This is a genomic window from Spirosoma arcticum, assembly GCF_054779955.1.
In genome coordinates, this window is the sequence record NZ_BAAGXG010000008.1 from 153,237 (window position 1) to 171,856 (window position 18,620).

The following is an 18,620-nucleotide window of genomic DNA, read 5'->3' on the forward strand; positions in this document are numbered from 1 at the left end:
ATCAGGATGCTCAGTCCGTAAGCACGATTTTGCGCGTTGTCCGCTGTTGACCCTGTAGCAACGTTAGTAAGTACATGCCGCGGGGCAGGTCCTGCACCGGAACACGAAGTAGATTCTCACCCCGAACGACTGAGTACGTTTCTCGAAGAACCGGACGAGCGGCCGTGCTAATCAGTTGCAACGTCACGTCGCCCGCAGCATCAGCGAGGTAGCGCACCCGAACTTCGTCGCGGGTGGGAACGGGATACACCACCACTGCCGCGTCGGAACCGAACGCGCCGGACGCAACGGCGGCTACCCGACCACCGCTGCCAGCCGGATGAAGCTGCCGCTGGGGAATGGCCTGCCGACCCTGACCCGGATAGTCCCACAACAACTTCGCTACGGCACCAACCGGCCCCTCGAAATACTCCATCCGAATGTCGTAGCGCTGACCGGCAAGTAACGCCATAGATGGTCCGGTATTGGTCGTTGGGGCATGGCCCGTCCAGTTATTGATGAGCAGCGTACCATTGACCCACAGCCGTACGCCATCGTCGGAGCGCGTGGCGAAGGTGTAGTTGCCGCTGACCGGGGCCTGAACCTGACCCGTCCAGCGAACTGAAAAATTGTCGGCGCTGATGCCGGGAGCCGGTGAATTGGTGCCCCAGTCGAAATCCACTGTGGCATCAATCCGGCTTAGGACAATGGGTGCCGTCAGGCTTTGATTGTTATAATACTCCGCCCGCAGGCCCGTGCCTGTTCCTCCGGCTGGATCTCCAGCAGAGATGCGGAAAAAAGCAGTTGTTGGAACGACCTGTTTGTTGAGGCCCGGCCCGCTGTAACTCAGCGTCAGCGCCTGCCCACCACCCCGCTGTAGATAAAGAACAGTGAACGCATGCTTCCCCGCCTTCAGGCCAACTACTCCAGACTTTTCTACTACCGGATGAAGCCCGTCGTTATTAACTACTTCGGCTGAGCCGATGAGCAGTTTGCTGCCATCGTCGGAAGCCGTATAAAATGTATAAACCCCATCAGCAGGTACATCTATGTAGCCTTTGTAGCGGAGCGCGAAGTTAGTGTCCCGGCTGCGAATGGCGAGGTCAGCACTGGCAATCGTACCGGTCCTGGCGGGCGTCAGGGCGTCGAAGGCAGGCAGGTTGTCCCAGGTTCCTTCGTAGTACTGGTAGTCCAAACCCATTGCTGCATCGGCCGGATTCTCCGGGTCACGCAGTGCCACGGACGGTTGCGCGATCTCTTTCAGCAAAACCACCGACGAAAACGCCGGTACCGTCACCTGACCGCTGTGGGCGTTGTTACGTGCATCGCGATACCGGCCACTCAGCGAAAACTGAGCCGGATTAGCCGTTGGGTTTACCAGGTAGTTGATGTAGTCGTCCGGGTTGCCGGAAGGGTAGGTGATAGGGCTGTTGACCGACGTCGGGTCTTTGCCATACCGGTTTTGCCACTCGGCCAGCGAAAGGGCGGCTCCGGTGGTTCGGTTATAAACGGCTAAAATCTTGCGCGTATCCTCGAACGGCCGGGCATACACGTTGTTGTCGAACTGACCGTAACTACTTAAATCATCCTGGTTCGACTCATACTTGACGGTGAACTGGTCGGCCAACCGGCTCACCAGAATATTGTCCTGAATCACGTTTGTGCGGGGCTGGCAGCCGTTGGCGCTTAGGATGGCTAACTGCCCCTCACCGTTGTTGTAAGCCGTGTTTCCGGTTAGCCTGATGTTGGACGACCCGTGCAGGTAGATGCCCGCCCCCCGGCAGTTGGACACCGAATTGCCGCTTACTTCCATGTTGGTGGTGCAATCGTCGAGGTAAATGCCATTGGCTCCGGAGTACGTACCCGCCGGTGCCCCTTCGGGAGCGCCAATGCCGTTATAAACAACGTTCGACAGAATGCGAATGTCATTCATGGGTTGCTGGTTGCCGTTCCAGATGTAAATGCCGCTGCCGTCGCTTTTGGCCAGGCAAAAGTTGCTGATCCGGTTGCGCTGAATGGTCGTGCTGGTCGAGAAATTGAGGGCGTTGTAGCCAATGTTGTCGAACACGTTATCTTCAATCAGGGTGTTGGCCGTGGAGGCCGACTGAAACCCGACGTAGGTGCCGTCGCCACTTTTGCCCCGGCCCGCAGTCAGACCAATGCGCCGGATGGTGTTGCCCCGGACGGTGACGTTCTGGTAGGCCGCTATGCCCACACCGTTGTTGTTACTGTTTTCGATCAGGTTGTTTTCCAGCACGACCTGACTGCCGTCTCCCCGAATAGCAATGCCATCCTCGCCCGACTGGGTAATTTCGTTGTTGGCAAGTACGAGGTTGGACCCATTCTCGACCAGCAGGCCGGTAGCCAGCGCCTGGGTGATGTGCAGATTGCGAATACTGACGAACGACGCGCCGGATATCCGCACCGCTTCGGCAGAGACGGTGACCGTATGCGCCTGGTCGTTCGGGTTTGTCTGGTTGTCATATAACAGAATCGTTTTGCTGGCCGGGTCGTAGTACCATTCTCCTGCCTGATCGAGGGTGGCCGGGTGATTCTGGATAAAATAGCCCCAGTTGTCGCTGATGTCATAATTCCCGGAACCAGCCAGATTCAGCGTGTTGCCCGTTTGCCCGGTAATATTGGCCCGGTTCAAAATCCAGGGCACCGGGCGGTAAACGGCCTCCCCACCCGTCCAGTTGGTCGATAACGGTTGCTGACTGGTGAACTGCGTTTTGCCCGTGTGCGATTGCACCGTCAGGTATCCTTTATTGGCGTCGCTGAGGTTGGGGTATCGGCCCAGGGGCAGGGCACTGTTATTTCGGTAGAGGCCCGTTACGCGGTCAGTGCAGCCGGAGCAGGTAGCCTGCCAGCGATTGTTTCTCAAATTAGTCCAGTTGGTCAATGGCTCGCTGCCACTCAGCACGGGTTTGGCGCCGGTGCCATACGCATCGATGACGATGGGCTGAGCCGCCGAACCGGACTGGCGAATCAGCAACTCACCCCGGAACGTGTCGCCCCGGCGCAGCAGAACCTGATCGCCGGGCTGGAGTTGAAGGGCGTTGATGCTGGCTAAACGCAAAAAAGGATGGCTGGCGGAGCGTCCGTCGTTGCTGTCATTTCCGTCGGCAGCGACGTAATAGATCGTTTGAGCGGAGACGTTTAGAGCCAACGCGCCCATCAGTAGTAATTGAGCCAGACAATAGCGTATGGGTACGGAGATTGAGACGAGATGTCTGTTTTTTAGATTGCGTACGGCTGAGGGGGTAGCAGTAACAAGACGGAGTACGTACATAGTAGATCGGTTGAAATCTACCGTACAATAAGTATGCCTTTAGGTGAATAAATAATCTGAATTGATTATACAAAATTAACTATAATCAGATTAAGTAAACTTGAAGGGTATTAGTATGAAATTTTTCACGGTCTGGTTGCTATGACTGCGCCGGACAGCTACCGTCGTGGTCTCGACGGGACGATGTTACCTATGCTAAGCGATTGATGATGCAGCCGAAAAGTAAGAACGAGAGTTGGCCCTCTTTTCTGCCCATCAGAACTAACCGTGCCAACTCATGTCCAAGTCCTTTTATTTTCTGCTGTTCCTATTTGTTTCGTTTCCTGCTTTTACCCAGCAGCGCTTCGCTGATTTGGGTGATTTTCGGCTCGAAAATGGGCAAACTATTCGGAACTGTCGCATTGGTTATCGAACCTACGGTCGGTTGGCCGCCAACCGTTCCAACGCTATTCTGGTGCCAACCTGGTTCGGCGGTACGTCGGCGGGGAAAGCATTCGTGGCGAATCCCGGCGGCTTAGCCGACAGCACGATGTACTTCACCATTGTGGTCGATGCCATCGGTAATGGGGTTTCCTCGTCGCCTTCCAGCAGCACCGCCCAGCCGGGGGCGCAGTTTCCCCAATTTAGCATCCGCGATCTGGTCCGGTCGCAGTACGAGTTGGTGACCAAAACGCTGAAGCTGACCCATCTATACGCCGTTACGGGTATTTCGATGGGTGGGATGCAGTCGTTTGAGTGGGCCGTGTCGTACCCGGATTTTGTCGATAAAATAGTGCCCATTGTCGGGACACCTAAGCAAAGCAGCTATGACAAATTGTTTTGGGGAACGCAGTTGACGATTCTGGAGCGCGGCAACTTCTCGGCCGAAGCCATGCGAACGGTGGGCGACCTGCACGAACTCAATCTCTCAACGCCCGGCTATTATTTAAGCCATCTGAAAGCTGAAGATGAACCGGACTTTGTCCGAAAAGCAGAGATGCGCTACGGCGGTCTCGATCCGTTCAACTGGGCGTCGCAGTTACGGGCCATGATTGGGCAGGACATCTACCGGGGCCGCACTCCCGCCGAACTGAAATCAACGATCAAAGCCAAACTGATGATTATTGTGGCGACGCAGGACCACATGGTAACGCCCGGCCCGGCTACCGAACTCGCCCGCGCTCTACAGGTGCCGCTGGTCGAACTCACCGGGGAGTGCGGGCACTTAGCCACCTCCTGCGAGGAAGCAAAAGTCCGAACGGAGATTAGTAAGTTTTTGGGTCAGTAAGTGCGTTCCCCATCATCTGGTCGGTGCTGACCCGCACACGGTACGAACTGCGCGACACGCCATATACTCGAATCTGCTAACCTTCGGCCCGACTGTTGCGTTACGTAGTCTCATTAACGGTATGGAAACCCATGAGTATCGTAACAAAAACAATCGGATGGACGCTGATCGGCGTTGGTGCCTGGGCGGCTACAAAGCTCCTGCTGGGGCAGAAACGGAAACTTGATTTTCAGAACAAAACGGTACTCATCACCGGCGGCTCGCGCGGGCTTGGGCTGGAACTGGCCCGTCAATTAGCCGCCGAACAAGCGAATATCGCCATCTGTGCCCGCGACGCGGATGAACTCGACCGCGCTCAGTCCGAATTGCAACAGTACGGCATCGACGTGTTTGCTCAGGTCTGCGACATCACCGACAAAGGGCAGGTGGAGCGGTTTGTTGAAGCCGTCCGGCAGTCGGTGGGGCCGGTCGATGTGCTCATCAACAACGCCGGGACCATCATCGTGACGCCCTACGAACACGCGACGGAAGACGATTTCCGGGATGCGATGGACGTTAATTTCTGGGCGGCTTTTCACATGATTAACGCCGTGCTGCCGCAGATGCTCGCACGCGGGGGCGGGCGGATTGTCAATATCGCGTCGTTCGGGGGCAAAGTAGCGGTGCCGCACCTGATGCCGTACTCGACCAGTAAGTTCGCGCTCGTTGGGTATTCGGAAGGGCTACGGGCCGAACTGCTGAAAAATGACATCTACGTCACCACCATCTGTCCGGGCCTGATTCGCACGGGCAGCCCACGCAACGCTATTTTCAAAGGCCAGAACGAGAAAGAGTACGCCTGGTTCAAGATTGGCGATTCGTTGCCGCTGTTTACCATTGCGTCCGACGACTGCGCCCGCGAAATCATCGACGCCTGCCGCCACGGTGAAGCCGAACGAATTATTACGTTTCCGGCCAAATTCGGCGCGGCCCTTCAGAATGTAGCCCCCAATTTAATGGGTGAGTTGATGGCGGTGGTGAACCAGACGCTGCCTGACCCCGGTGGCATTGGCGAACAACGCGCGTATGGCCGGGACAGCGAAACGGCTCTGTCGGAATCGTTCGTGGCGCAACTGACCGACGAGGCTGCTGAACAGAACAACGAAACAGTTCGTTAGCGTCGATACTACTCATTCCGCCGTATCGCCATGCCTGTTCAGCATTATTCCATTCTGCACGACTACGTACAGACCAATCGTTGTGTTACTGATGAATACGACGATATAGTACTGGAGTTGGTGGAAGGAGCGTTGCCTGCCGATCTCCTTGGGGCGTTGTATCGCAACGGAAATGGCCGTTTTGCGCACCAGGGCGTCTGGTACGATCATCTGTTCGACGGCGACGGGATGATCGCCAAATTCACGTTCGATGGGCAGTCCGTGCGTTATCGTAACCGCTACGTGCGCACGGCAGAGTTTGTCGAGGAAGAAAAGGCCGGACGAATGCTGTACCGCAGTTTTGGGACGAACATTCCGGGTGGCTTCCTAAAAAACGCCTTCAAACTCCAGTTCAAAAACACGGCCAATACCAGCGTCATTTGGCACGGTGGTCAGATGATGGCCCTGTGGGAAGGTGGTTTGCCCCACCGCATCAATCCCGACACGCTGGCCACCATCGACCGGTATGATTACGGTGGGGTGCTGCAAAATCGTTTCTCGTGGCTCGACGGACGCATCGCCCCCGAACTGTCGTTTTCGGCGCACCCCAAACTTCATCCGACAACGGGGATACTGTATAATTTCGGGACGGTGCCGGGCGTGAAGCAACGGTTAGTATTGTACGAAGTCAGCCCCGACGGAAACGCCCGCATCACGCAGGTCATCCTGATGGACGACATGACGTTTGCCCACGATTTTGTCCTGACCGAAAGTGGTCACCAGATTTTTTTTCTGACGCCCGTTGCCTTCGATATGTCCCGTGCGCTGACGGGATTAACTTCCCCGGCCGCGTCGATCCGCGTAAACCGCGCCCATCCGACGCTGGTGCTGGTGGTTGATCCGTCGGGCACCATTCACCGGCTCCAGACGGATTTCTGTTTCGTTTTTCACTTCATCAACGGGTACCAGACCGACGATGGGACGTTGGTAGTCGACGGGCTGAGACTGACCGATTATCCCGAATCGGCGGCTATGAAGGCGTATCTGGCGGGCAACGTTCCCGACGATCAACCCATGGCCCGGTTTGTCCGTTACCGCATTGACCTGACCAAAAAAACCGTCGACTGGGAACCCTTAGCCGAGTATGAGGGTGAACTGCCCGAAACTCACCCCGGTCTCACGGGTCGTCCGTATCGCTACTCATGGAGCATTGGCCGTCCGCTAACATCGGGCAGTCCATTACTCGATCACATCGTGAAAATTGACGTGCAAACGGGCAAAGGCATTCACCGCCACGATGCTGACACGCTCACAAGTGAACCTATCGTGGTGCCCCGCACTAACAGCGCGGCTGAAGATGATGCTTATCTGCTGTACCTGCGCTATCATGCCCCCTCCCGAACGACGGATTTGGTCGTGGCCGACGCCGTTGATTTGCGACCCATTGCCCGGCTGCGATTACCACACAACATACCGCTGGGCTTTCATGGTCTATGGCTTCCCGAAGGCACTATCTATACTAATTAGCTGTATTTATGACCAGCCTACCAACAACCTATTTCGACGACGTTTATAAGGCAAATGAAGATCCCTGGGCGTTTGCGACGAGCCCCTACGAACGGACAAAATACGAAGCAACCATGGCCGCTTTGCCGAAGGAACGGTACACTAATGCCTTCGAGATTGGCTGCTCCATCGGCGTACTGAGTGAGATGCTGGCCGGGCGGTGCGACCGGTTACTGTCGGTGGATGCCAGCGAGTTACCCCTAAAAACGGCCCGGCAGCGGCTGGTTTCGTACAACCACGTCACAATTGGTCAGATGAGCATTCCGGCTCAATTTCCCGACGACCGGTACGACCTGATTCTACTGTCGGAGGTGGGGTATTATCTGATGGAGGCCGATCTGCAACGGGCGCGGCAACACATGCTCGACCGCCTGAATTCGGGTGGGCAGTTACTGCTGGTGCACTGGACGCCCGTCGTACCCGACTACCCCCTCACCGGCGATCAGGTCCACGAGCAGTTCATGGCCGTATCGGGCGATGGGCAACCGCTGACGCATCTGTTGAATCAGCGCACGGATAAATACCGGCTGGATCTGTTTGAGAAGAAGGGGTAGGATTAGGTCGTATGTATCCTGGACGTCCACGTCCGGGCGAAGAATATGTTTTTTCGCCCGGACGTGGACGTCCAGGATACGCACCACCAGGATACCGCATTAGACTACGTCCTTAAAAAGGTCCGCAGTTCCTGAATAGCCGTTGTGATGGGAACAGGACGCCACGTTTTAGCCCAATCGCCCGTGATCATTTTCTTTTCGATCTGTTCCCACAATTGCCCGAAGAATGCGCTTTTGTAGATCATGCGGTGCAGCCATTCCGGGTCGAGCAGCAGGTCGGTGGCGATGGGCAGCAACGCATCGGTCTGGTCGGCCTGGTCGCGTGCATTCCAGCAGGTTCGCAGGCGCTGCCGGTTACGCAGCCGCGTGATAACGGCTTCGGCTGGTTCGGTAACCTGATCTTTGTTCAGCCGAACCATGTTGGACCAGTACCGCAACTGCTCCGAGAAGCCAATGGCCACCCGGCCCTCCGTCCGGGTTGACGTAATTACCTTAACATGTGGGCTTTGCCGTACTTTGGCATCCGTCCGCAACAGCGCTTTGTAAAACGCTTCATCTTCTAAATATGGTTTCTGGGGCAGCCCACCCGCCTGGCGGTACATCTGGCAGGTGACGGCAATGCTGGCTCCGAAGTGTTGAAAATGACGCGGCCAGGGGTCGTGGGGGCGGGGGTCCAGCAGGGCTTCCGTCTGGGCAATGAGCGTTCGGTACAGCACGTCGCGCAGGTGATACAGCCGCATTTGACTGCCATCGGGCTGGGTCAGAATTCGCCCCCCAACGGCGTCGTTCCCTCTGCTGATTTCGAGCATGATGTAATGCACCCAGCACTGGTCCACAACGGTGTCCCCATCGGTGGAGGCAATGATACCGCAGCCGCCGTTTATGCAGGTCAGCCGTCGGAACGCTTCGTCCATGAGCAACCGCCGGACGGTGCCGATGTTGGCTTTATGAGGGGGGAGCTGAATTTGGGCAACGTGCAGGGAGAACGCCGGGTAGCGCTGCTGATACCGGAGAGCCACGGCATAGGATTGATCGGTGCAGTTGTTGGCCAGCAGCAACACTTCATACGTAGCCGGATTAAGGGGCTGCCCGTCCGGGTGACGCTGGTTGCGCAGCGCGTCGAGCGTCTGCACCAGATGATGGGCTTCGTTACGCACCGGAACAACAACGCTGACAGACAGCACTGATGAAGGTGGGGTTGTGTCAAATAAATACTGTCTACTTATTGGGTACGCTGCTGGTCGGTCAATATCGGGTTGCATACGGGCATTCGACTCCTGAGAAATGGGTTGTACTCGCGGAGTATGATAGCATGTATAACCAGGTGTATTGGATGAATGTTGGCCTGATTCAGATCAATTACGGGAAAGCCTTCCTGAACGACCAGTACTACAGTAGGCTTTGTAGACTAAGCCGCCTGCGCAGTCGACGGTGAATGGCCGTGCAAACGACAGCCGCCAGTACCCCAACCCCCGCCCCCGCCAACACATCCAGCGGGTAATGCGCCCCAACGTAGATTCGGCTGTAGGACACGATGAACGCCCACCCGAAAAGCCATTTCGTTAGCGGATACTGCTTGCCAGTCAACAGCCAAAGTCCCGTTGCCAGCGCGAACGTATTGGCCGCGTGCGACGAGGCAAAGCCGTATTGCCCGCCACAATCCAGCATGGGATGAATCAGCTTTTGCAGGGCCGGAACGTGGCAGGGTCGCAGCCGGAGCGTCAGCGGTTTGAGCAGGGCCGATGCCGTCTGATCGCTGATGACAATGGCTGCGACCAATGTCAGTATAATCCAGATGGCTTGTTTGCGGTATCGGAACGCGAGCCAGCCGATGAGCAGGGCATAAAACGGAAACCAGCTATTGCGCTCCGTGGCGAAGATCATGAGCGGGTCGAGCCAGGGCGCAAAATGGCCGTTGAGCCACAAGAAGAAATCGGTATCGAGTTGGTTGAGGGTTTCGCGCATGGGGGCGAAAAGATAGGGGAAGAAAGGAAACGGTAGATACTGAGTATTTCGCTCGGTACTAACCCAACATATTGCCTGTCGTTCAGCTATGTTTTACTCTATTTCGATCTCATACTTTCCCAGAAGGCCACTGATGCCCGACCGCGAAAACTTCGCTTTCTTCAGGCGGTTCAGTTCGGGGTCAATTGTATAATTGTAGGATGTCCTAAGGTCTGCCTTCTCTAATACAGTATATACAAAAACCGCCCTCGTTAAATCGCAGTTGTCGAAAGTTGACTGACTCAAATCAGCTTCCGCAAAATCTACACCTTGGAGACTGGAGTTGAGAAACTTCGTCTTTTTTAGTTTTAGTTTGAAGAAAGACGATTGATGTAGGATACAACTGTCAAAATGGACCTCAAACAGAAATGCGTTGCAATGCTCGAATCGAAGTCCTGTCAACGCACAGTCGTTGAACCAGACCGTTTTAAAAGACGCCTGATTCAACGTCGCTTTACTCAAATTACAGCGGTTGAATGTGCACTCCGCAAAACTGATGTGGGATAAATCGGTATGAGCGAAGTTACAATCCGTGAATGTGCAGTACTCATAATCGCCCCTGGCGAATCCAGTTTGCATGAAGTCTATTTTCTCAAAACCTTTTTCTTCAATGTGAACTCGCTCCATGGAGAGTGCCTTTTGTTAAAACTTTTTCGCTGTGAAATCGTCACAGCGCCAGAAATTGACTCAGGTAGTTACGGGCGGTCAGAATGGCGGTTCTGACGTCGTCGGGGGAGCTTTCGTACGCTTTGTCTTCGACCTCAATGCAGACCGGTCCTCGGTATCGCACGTCGGTTAAGGCCGCGAAAAACGCCCCCCAGCGTACGTCGCCCAAGCCCGGCAGTTTAGGTGAGTGGTATTCCAGCGGATTCGCCATGATGCCCACGTGGTTGAGTTTGTCGGGGTAGAGTTTCGCGTCTTTGAGGTGAATGTGGTGGAGCCGGTCGCGGTAGTCGTAGATGGGCCGCACCTCGTCCATCATCTGCCAAATCAGGTGGCTGGGATCGTAGTTCAGGCCCAGCGCCCGCGATGGGATGATCTCGAACATCCGGTCCCAGACGGCGGGCGCGGTGGCGAGGTTTTTGCCGCCCGGCCACTCGTCATCCGTAAACCACATCGGGCAGTTTTCGATGCCGATTTTTACGTTATTTTCTTCCGCCACTCGCACGATACCCGGCCAGTGTTCGGCGTATAGTTTCAGGTTGGCGGTCATGCTAAGCGACGGGTTGCGGCCAATAAACGTGTTAACGACCGGAACCGCATCGGGGGACCGGCCCAGCTTAGCAGCCGCCCGGATAATTTTTTTGAGGTGATCCCGGTGAAACTCGGCCTTCTCCGGGTTCGGGTCGAGCGGGTTCGGATAGTACCCTAACCCCGAAATCGACACGCCATATTCGGTTATCAGGGCGTGAATGTGCGCCACATCGAGATTGTCGACGTCGATGTGCGTGACCCCGGCATACCGGCGTGCGTCGGCGTTGCCCGATGGCCAGCACATCAGTTCGACGCATTTGAAGCGCTGCTCCGAGGCAAATTTGAGAACGCTGTTAAGGTCGTAATCGGCCATGATCGCCGATACAAAGCCAAGGTTGAGCATAGGGTTTAGTTAACGCATCCTGGTGAGTTGTGTATCCTGGACGGCCACGTCCGGGCGAAATAAAGTCTATTTACGTCCGAACGTGGCCGTCCAGGATACACAACTCACCAAAATGTCACATCTCAACTGAATCCCAACTTCTCCCGAACCCGCTGAATGGTCTGTCCAGCCACGGCGCGGGCTTTTTCTTCCCCAGCCTGCAACTCAGCTTCGAGGGCGTCGTTGTTATTCATGTAATAGTTAAACGTCTCTCGCTCAGTAGCAAAGCGTTTCAGCAACAGTTCGTAAAACGCTTTTTTAGCTGTACCGTAGCCGTAGTTGCCGCCTTCGTACAGTCCGCGCATCTCGGCAAGCTGTGTCTCCGACGCCAGCAGCGAATACAACCGGAACGTAATATCCGTGTCGGGATTTTTGGGCGCTTCGAGGGGCGTCGAGTCAGACTTGATCTTTTTGACGACCTTCAATAACTCGTTTTCGGGTAGGAATATGTCGATATAATTGTTGTACGACTTGCTCATTTTGACCCCGTCAATACCCGGAATAACCATCAGCCGTTCGTCGATGCGTGGTTCGGGCAGTACCAGAATAGACTCGCCCACGGCCCGGTTCACGGCCCCGGCAATGTCGCGCGTCATCTCGATGTGCTGCCGCTGATCCTTGCCGACGGGAATGATTTCGGCGTCGTACAGCAAAATATCAGCCGCCTGCAACACCGGATACGTGAACAGCCCCGCATTGATGCCATTGGCAGAACCCCCTTCGGAAGCTAATTTAGCGACCTTGTCTTTGTACGACGTGGCATTCTCCAGCATTGGCATTGGCGTGAAGCAGTTCAGATACCACGCCAGTTCGGTATGCTCCGGCACCCGCGACTGCCGCCAGAACGTGGTCCGGCTGGTGTCGAGGCCAAACGCTAACCAGGTTGAGGCAATGGCCCGGACGTAGTCCCGGCGCGTATTACCGTCGCGCAGGCTGACCAGCGAGTGAAGGTCGGCAATGAACAGGAAAGAGTCGTTGCCGGGCAGCAATGACAAGTCGATGGCGGGCTTGATGGCCCCCAGGATATTGCCCAGATGCGGTCGTCCGCTGCTTTGGATACCGGTTAAGATTCGTGCCATATTATTTCCCCTGTGCTTCCACCACTGCTATCGCGACCATGTTGACAATTTCGCGTTCTGACGAGCCTAATTGCAGAACGTACACCGGTTTTCGGATGCCGAGCAGGATGGGGCCAATGGCGTCGAAACCGGCCGTTTCACTCATCAGGTTGTAGGCAATGTTCGACGCCGACAGGTTCGGAAAAATGAGCGTGTTGGCTCCCTCGTCCACTAATTTGCTGAATGGGTGATTCTCCTGCAATAACTCTCGGTTAAAAGCCAAATGCGCCTGAATTTCACCGTCCACAATCATGTTGGGGTGTTTGCGCTGGAGAATGTCGACGGCCCGGTTCATTTTATCGGCGTCTTCGCCTTTCGCGCTGCCGAAGTTGGAATACGTCACTAAGGCGATGCGCGGCCGGATGTTGAAGCGTTCCACCGTGCGGGCGGTCATCTCCGTAATTTCGACAATTTCCTCGGCCGTGGGGTTGAAGTTAACGGTCGTGTCGGAGAAGAACAGCGGCCCTCGTTTGGTGAGCAGAATGTACATCCCGGCCACTTTCTGAACACCCGGCTCTTTGCCGATGATTTGTAGGGCGGGCCGGATGGTGTCGGGGTAGGAGCGTGTCAGTCCTGAGATAAGCGCGTCGGCTTCGCCCGTCTCGACCATCATGGCCCCGAAATAGTTGCGGTAATACATCATCTTGTGCGCTTCGGTCGCGCTGGTGCCCTTGCGTTGCCGCTTGGCAAAATAGATCTGACCAAACCGCTCAATCAACCCTTCCTGCTCCGGTGAACGCGGGTCAATGATCGGAATCTGACCCAGATCGAGGCTGTTTTCCCGAATCATCTGCTGAATCCGGTCGGCGTTGCCCAGTAGAATCGGGTGCGCAATGCCATCGTCGCGCACCTGCTGGGCGGCCTTCAGCACTTTCAGGTTCTCGGCATCGGCGAAAACCACGCGTTTGGGGTTCGTTTTGGCCTGGGTCAGAATCACCCGCGAAATCTGATTGTCCTGACCCAGTCGCCGGGCGAGCTGCGTTTCGTAGGCTTCCCAGTCGGTAATGGGCAGCCGGGCCACGCCCGACTCCATGGCGGCTTTGGCCACCGCCGGAGCAATGGTCGACAGCAAACGCGGATCGACGGGTTTGGGCAGGATGTACGTCCGGCTGAAAATCATGTTCGATTCGCCGTAGGCTAAATTCACCAGATCGGGCACGGATTTCTTGGCCAGATCCGCCAGGGCGTACGTAGCGGCCAACTTCATGGCTTCGTTGATTTCGGTCGCCCGCACATCTAAAGCACCCCGGAAAATGTAAGGGAAACCCAGCACGTTGTTGACCTGGTTGGGGTAGTCCGAGCGGCCCGTTGCCATAATAATGTCGGGCCGGGCAGCCATTGCGTCTTCGTAGCTGATTTCGGGCGTGGGGTTGGCCATCGCAAACACAATGGCGTCTTTCGCCATCGACCGAATCAGGTCGGGGCCGACGATGTTGCCTTTGGACAAGCCCACGAATACATCGGCGCCGTTGAAGGCATCAGCCAGCGAATGAATGTCGCGGCTCGTGGCAAACGGCTGGGTGATGGGCGTGAGGTCGGTGCGGTCGGTGCGGAGCGGACCAACCACGTCGAACATAACGATGTTTTCGCATTTGGCTCCGAGCGCTACGTACTGGCGCGCGCACGAGATGGCGGCTGCCCCGGCTCCCAGAAACACAAACTGCGCCGATTCGATCTGCTTCCCGACCAGTTCGAGTGCGTTGAGCAGAGCGGCAGCGCTCACGATGGCCGTGCCGTGCTGATCGTCGTGCATGACCGGAATGTTCATGTCCCGCTTCAGTCGTTCCTCGATCTCGAAACACTCTGGTGCTTTGATGTCTTCGAGGTTGACTCCGCCGAAGGTTGGCTCCAGAATCGTGACTGTGCGAACAAATTCCTCAATGTCTTTCGTGTTCAGTTCAATATCGAACACGTCAATATCAGCGTAGATTTTGAACAGCAGCCCCTTGCCTTCCATGACGGGTTTGCTGGCAATGGCACCAATATCGCCCAGCCCCAGCACGGCCGTACCGTTGCTGATGACCGCGACGAGATTGCCCTTGGCGGTGTAGATATAGGCGTCGTCGGGGTTGGCTTCGATGGCCAGACAGGGTTCGGCCACGCCCGGCGAGTAGGCTAAGGAAAGGTCGCGCTGGGTGCTGTATTCTTTGGTGGGGATGACTTCGAGTTTGCCCGGTCGTCCTTTGGCGTGGTAGTCGAGGGCATCTTCACGCCGGATCTTTTGCTGCATACTGGTTGAGTTACTTGTGCGGGTTGTTGTACGGATTCGAGGGGCGAAGGTACGGAAAGGGCACAGAGGTACGAAACTAAAGAGTTGCGGAGATTAAGCGGCTAAAGCGAGACGTTGTAACTCGGCCCATTCGTCTGAGAGGGGTAACGAAGCCGGTTTAGATCCGTAATGTTTTTCAATAAGCTGCCTGACAAGCTGGTAACTGGTCGAAGAAGCCAGTCCGGGTTTGGCCAGCATGGTGAGCAACCTGGCAAATAACTTGTCTTTAAGGGCCCGATACTGATCTGTCATAAACGTGTCGCCCGACAAGTGCTGATGCCTGTTGAGGAGTATATCAACTTCCTGAAGCTCACGAATAAGATCGTAAACTTTTAATAGCTGCGCGTTCTTCATCCTGATACATTAGCTCAAGAAATCCTTTTCGATGAACAATACCCAGACGACTTCTTTCAGTTTTTGTAAATCTATCTAACCAATACGCCCGCTCACCAACATACAGTGCGAACAGGCGATGTTCAGGTGGGAAAACCCGGACAAGGTAAGCGTCCATGCTATAACTAAGCGACTCAGGATACTTAAACGGATTTAGGGCGGATCCCAATTTGTCCACTACGTCAAAGTTAAGAAACGTCACAGTGTCAATGTCATCGGGATGTTGCTTCGCTGTGGTAAAACTACCGTTAACCCACTGCGTAAAGTGTTCGTCGCCCAAACAGGCACATAAATCGCCCATGTAGTTGAGGTAACCATCAAATAGAGCAGTACGTCGGGGTGTTTGTCTGTCTCTTACAAAGACGGTCGCTAACTCCAGAACAGTCGACGGAACGTTATAATCGGGTACGATCAACCCTTTTTGGTTCAGTTCTATCAAATTGGTGCCAGCTTAGGTATAGTGATTTATCCGTAACGGTTGGTTCATGGCATATTCATTAAGCGTGCTATGGGCAAATTTAGTGAATTCAGCGAACTTCGCGGCCGAATCAGCCCCCGTACCCGCCACCGTTATGATCCGTATCTTCCAGCAGGACGAAGCCGCCGTCCGCAAAATCCGCGACATCGACTCGTTTTTAGATACCGAACGCACGCTCTGGGTCGACTTGCAGAATGCGACGCCCGCCGAGATCAAAAGTGTCGAAGAAAAATTTGATGTCGATTTCCTGAGTCAGCAGGAGCAACTGGAGATCGAAAGCTCGTCGCGCTACATCGAAGAGGATGATTACCTGATTGCCAACTCCAACTTTTTGGTGCCCGACCCTGAGCAGCGCTACGTGACGGTGCCGGTGAGTTTTATTCTCAAAGACGACACGCTGTTCACCTACCGAAACGCCGACCTGAAATCGTTTGCCGACATGGTACGAAAAATTAAATCGAAACGGTCGGTTTTTGCCGATGGCGGCCAGATTATGATTGCCATTTTCGAGTCGCGCATTGACTACGACGCCGACCTGATCGAACTGGTGTCGGGTGAGATAAAAGCCATTAACCGGATGCTCGATTTAGACGCGAACCTGGACCGGGAAATGCTGCTGAATATCAACGATTACCAAGAGTTAACGATGAATATTCGCGAAAATGTGGTTGATAAACAGCGGGTTATATCCGCGATGATCCGGTCGGACGGCTGGTTTACGGAGGGTGAACAAGGACGGTTGCGGACGCTCATCAAAGACATTAACTCGCTGATCGACCACACGAATTTTATTTTTGAGCGCCTGGAGTTTTTGCAGAATACCTACCTCGGCCTGATTGACCTGGAACAGAACCGGATCGTCAAAATCTTTACCGTTGTCTCGCTCATTTTCCTGCCGCCCACGCTGCTGGCCAGTATATGGGGCATGAACTTCGAGCAAATGCCCGAATTGCACTGGAAATGGGGGTATCCGGTCGCTTTAGCGCTGATTGTACTGTCGTCGCTGCTGACGCTATTTATCTTCCGGCGCAAGAAATGGCTTTAGGTGAATTTCTTTACAAAACAACGCCAGAGGAAGTGGGTTCTAACGGAATACACTTGTTGCAACGCTATGGCTAATTCACTCGATTCTACGCTACCCCAGTCCCTCATCAGCGGTCTTGCCGGAGCCGTTGCCCTAAACATCCTCCACGAAATCGTTCGGCAGTTCGTGCCCGAAGCGCCCCGCGCCGATATTCTCGGTATGCGCAGCATCAAAAAAGGATTTCGTAAAGCCGGTGAGCAACCCCCAACCGGCGACACGTTGTACGGACTGGCCATACTCGGTGATGTCACCTCGAACGCGCTCTATTACAGCTTGGTCGGCGTCAGCCCGAAGCAGCCGCTGCTGGCTGGTGCCGTGCTGGGTGCATTGGCGGGCGTGGGGGCCGTCACATTGCCCGGTCCGATGGGCCTGGGCGAAACACCGACCACCCGCACCCCGGCCACCGTCGCCATGACCATCGGCTGGTATCTATTCGGCGGATTGGTCGCGGGGGCGGTGCTCTCTCAATGGCGAAAGAGATAAAGAGCGAAATCGGACCGCCGAAGCGGAGTGATGCCGGATGGCTCTCGCTCTTTATCTCTTCGCTCTTTCACCTTTTTATCTCAACCACCGACAGCGTGTGTGGCGCGTCGAACCGCTGGTTTTTAAACGCCGGATCAGGTACGTCGTAGTTGGCAATCAGCAACTGGCGGCCTTTCAGTAACACTTCGGCGGGTTGATCGAGCAGTCCATTGCTGCCATTGGTATCGCCATTCTCCGTCAGGGTGCTGACCTTTCCGTCGGGAGTAACGATGCGGATGGCGTTTTTCTCGGCGTCGCACACGTACAGGCGGTCGGTGGTGCGGTCAATGACTAAGCCGTCGACGCAGGCTAAGGTGGCAAACTTCGTTTTCTGAGCCAGCGTACCATCCGGTTTGAGCGTCAGCTTGTACAGAATACCGTCGCCGAAACCACCCGTGAACAAATTGCCTTTGCTGTCGTAATCAACCCCATCGACGCCGTTGTCGAGCGCGTTCGGGTTGTCCTGCGTCGTAAACGTCGTCAGCACGTGCGGGTCGGGGCCGGGCTTGAGTTTTATCGGTGTCCCGGTTAACTCAGATAGCGAAAACCGTAGAATGGCGCTCTCCCGTGGCTTATCGGGAGTATCCCACTGGCTGTCGGTGACGTAGATCGTGTTGCCTTTCCACAGCACCGCATTCGCCAGCCGCAGCCCTTCAACAACGGGTTCGGCTGTGGTGGGTTTGCCGTTTTGCATTCGGATGCGCATCAACCGGGACTTGCGCTCTTTGCTGTACTGCCACTGATTATCGGCATAATACAGGTTGCCGTCGGGTCCGTAGGCCAGATCCATGGGAGCCGCGTGTTTGGTGTCGGGGTGTTTGGGCGGGGCGAAGAAAAAGCCAATGGTATCATTTGCCATGCGCAGGAGCACCGCCGGATACGTCGGATTGCCGAAGTTGGGCACCGACACAATTACGCTGCTGTCGGGCGCCAGAGCCAGTCCATCGGGTGTGTTGTATTGCTCCGGGAGCGAGTGGAGCAGCGTGGCCCGGCTGCTGCCGGACACTGACGTGTCGGCCGGGTTTGCCGCCGATGTGCTGTCGCCCGTTTTTTTCTGCTGATTTGACTGGCAGCCGGTCGCCAGGCCGACGATCAGCAGGGCATTGATAAAAAAGTATTTCGTGAAGTCGTTGCGTACCATTATAATGAATTATGTCTCCCTCCGTAACAGCAGGCCGTAACGAATGTTCGGGAACGTTATCGTACCCGGTGGGTCGACCCTAAAACCAACCCCGTCCGATTGGGCAATGTGCCCGTACGGTAGCGTTGATGAACCTTCCGGCGGACACCGGGTTAGAGTGGGCAGTTATAACGCAACGCAT

General features: G+C 55.3%; 16 protein-coding genes. 6 read left to right on the forward strand and 10 right to left on the reverse strand.

The features are described from left to right. Positions 1 to 10: 10 nt before the first annotated feature. On the reverse strand, positions 11 to 3,157 hold the full coding sequence (locus ACYVHB_RS19095) for a PA14 domain-containing protein (RefSeq protein WP_461053379.1): 3,147 nt from the start codon (positions 3,155 to 3,157) through the stop codon (positions 11 to 13). 391 nt (positions 3,158 to 3,548) lie between these two features. Here ACYVHB_RS19095 and ACYVHB_RS19100 point away from each other — a divergent pair, with 391 nt between their 5' ends. From ACYVHB_RS19100 to ACYVHB_RS19115, 4 genes are all read left to right on the forward strand, one after another. Beyond that, positions 3,549 to 4,538 (forward strand): alpha/beta fold hydrolase, encoded by a 990-nt coding sequence (locus ACYVHB_RS19100; protein ID WP_461053380.1) that lies wholly within the window; start codon positions 3,549 to 3,551, stop codon positions 4,536 to 4,538. 131 nt (positions 4,539 to 4,669) lie between these two features. Beyond that, positions 4,670 to 5,695: an SDR family NAD(P)-dependent oxidoreductase gene (locus ACYVHB_RS19105; RefSeq protein WP_461053381.1), complete on the forward strand. Its 1,026-nt coding sequence runs from the start codon at positions 4,670 to 4,672 to the stop codon at positions 5,693 to 5,695. 30 nt (positions 5,696 to 5,725) lie between these two features. Further along, positions 5,726 to 7,201 (forward strand): carotenoid oxygenase family protein, encoded by a 1,476-nt coding sequence (locus ACYVHB_RS19110; RefSeq protein WP_461053382.1) that lies wholly within the window; start codon positions 5,726 to 5,728, stop codon positions 7,199 to 7,201. An 8-nt stretch (positions 7,202 to 7,209) separates the two neighbouring features. After that, entirely contained in the window at positions 7,210 to 7,794 is a 585-nt protein-coding gene (locus ACYVHB_RS19115) for a class I SAM-dependent DNA methyltransferase (RefSeq protein WP_461053383.1), read from the forward strand. Positions 7,795 to 7,898: 104 nt separating this feature from the next. Here ACYVHB_RS19115 and ACYVHB_RS19120 read toward each other — a convergent pair whose 3' ends face one another. The 8 genes from ACYVHB_RS19120 to ACYVHB_RS19155 all read right to left on the reverse strand — a co-directional run bounded on the left by ACYVHB_RS19120 (position 7,899) and on the right by ACYVHB_RS19155 (position 15,653). Next, positions 7,899 to 8,978: a glycosyltransferase family 2 protein gene (locus tag ACYVHB_RS19120; RefSeq protein WP_461053384.1), complete on the reverse strand. Its 1,080-nt coding sequence runs from the start codon at positions 8,976 to 8,978 to the stop codon at positions 7,899 to 7,901. A gap of 205 nt (positions 8,979 to 9,183) precedes the next feature. After that, a complete protein-coding gene (locus ACYVHB_RS19125) occupies positions 9,184 to 9,759 on the reverse strand; it encodes a phosphatase PAP2 family protein (protein WP_461053385.1) in 576 nt (191 codons plus the stop codon). Positions 9,760 to 9,852: 93 nt separating this feature from the next. Next, positions 9,853 to 10,425, reverse strand: a complete 573-nt coding sequence (locus ACYVHB_RS19130; RefSeq protein WP_461053386.1) for a pentapeptide repeat-containing protein — start codon at positions 10,423 to 10,425, stop codon at positions 9,853 to 9,855. 40 nt (positions 10,426 to 10,465) lie between these two features. After that, positions 10,466 to 11,395, reverse strand: a complete 930-nt coding sequence (locus ACYVHB_RS19135; RefSeq protein ID WP_461053387.1) for a sugar phosphate isomerase/epimerase family protein — start codon at positions 11,393 to 11,395, stop codon at positions 10,466 to 10,468. A gap of 122 nt (positions 11,396 to 11,517) precedes the next feature. Further along, on the reverse strand, positions 11,518 to 12,513 hold the full coding sequence (gene trpS / locus ACYVHB_RS19140) for a tryptophan--tRNA ligase (protein WP_461053388.1): 996 nt from the start codon (positions 12,511 to 12,513) through the stop codon (positions 11,518 to 11,520). 1 nt (position 12,514) lies between these two features. Further along, a complete protein-coding gene (locus ACYVHB_RS19145) occupies positions 12,515 to 14,782 on the reverse strand; it encodes an NADP-dependent malic enzyme (RefSeq protein WP_461053389.1) in 2,268 nt (755 codons plus the stop codon). Positions 14,783 to 14,875: 93 nt separating this feature from the next. Continuing rightward, positions 14,876 to 15,175, reverse strand: coding sequence for a hypothetical protein (locus ACYVHB_RS19150; protein ID WP_461053574.1), 300 nt, complete (start codon positions 15,173 to 15,175; stop codon positions 14,876 to 14,878). Beyond that, complete coding sequence (locus tag ACYVHB_RS19155) at positions 15,132 to 15,653, reverse strand: DUF6932 family protein (RefSeq protein ID WP_461053390.1); 522 nt, start codon at positions 15,651 to 15,653, stop codon at positions 15,132 to 15,134. The genes ACYVHB_RS19150 and ACYVHB_RS19155 overlap by 44 nt, the downstream gene beginning before the upstream one ends. Before the next feature lie 133 nt (positions 15,654 to 15,786). On the opposite strand from ACYVHB_RS19155, the gene corA reads away from it, so the two are divergent. Next, positions 15,787 to 16,737, forward strand: coding sequence for a magnesium/cobalt transporter CorA (gene corA / locus ACYVHB_RS19160; RefSeq protein ID WP_461053391.1), 951 nt, complete (start codon positions 15,787 to 15,789; stop codon positions 16,735 to 16,737). A gap of 66 nt (positions 16,738 to 16,803) precedes the next feature. Next, positions 16,804 to 17,259, forward strand: a complete 456-nt coding sequence (locus tag ACYVHB_RS19165) for a hypothetical protein (RefSeq protein ID WP_461053392.1) — start codon at positions 16,804 to 16,806, stop codon at positions 17,257 to 17,259. 67 nt (positions 17,260 to 17,326) lie between these two features. Here ACYVHB_RS19165 and ACYVHB_RS19170 read toward each other — a convergent pair whose 3' ends face one another. Beyond that, positions 17,327 to 18,439 (reverse strand): SMP-30/gluconolactonase/LRE family protein, encoded by a 1,113-nt coding sequence (locus tag ACYVHB_RS19170; RefSeq protein ID WP_461053393.1) that lies wholly within the window; start codon positions 18,437 to 18,439, stop codon positions 17,327 to 17,329. Between the last annotated feature and the right edge of the window lie 181 nt (positions 18,440 to 18,620).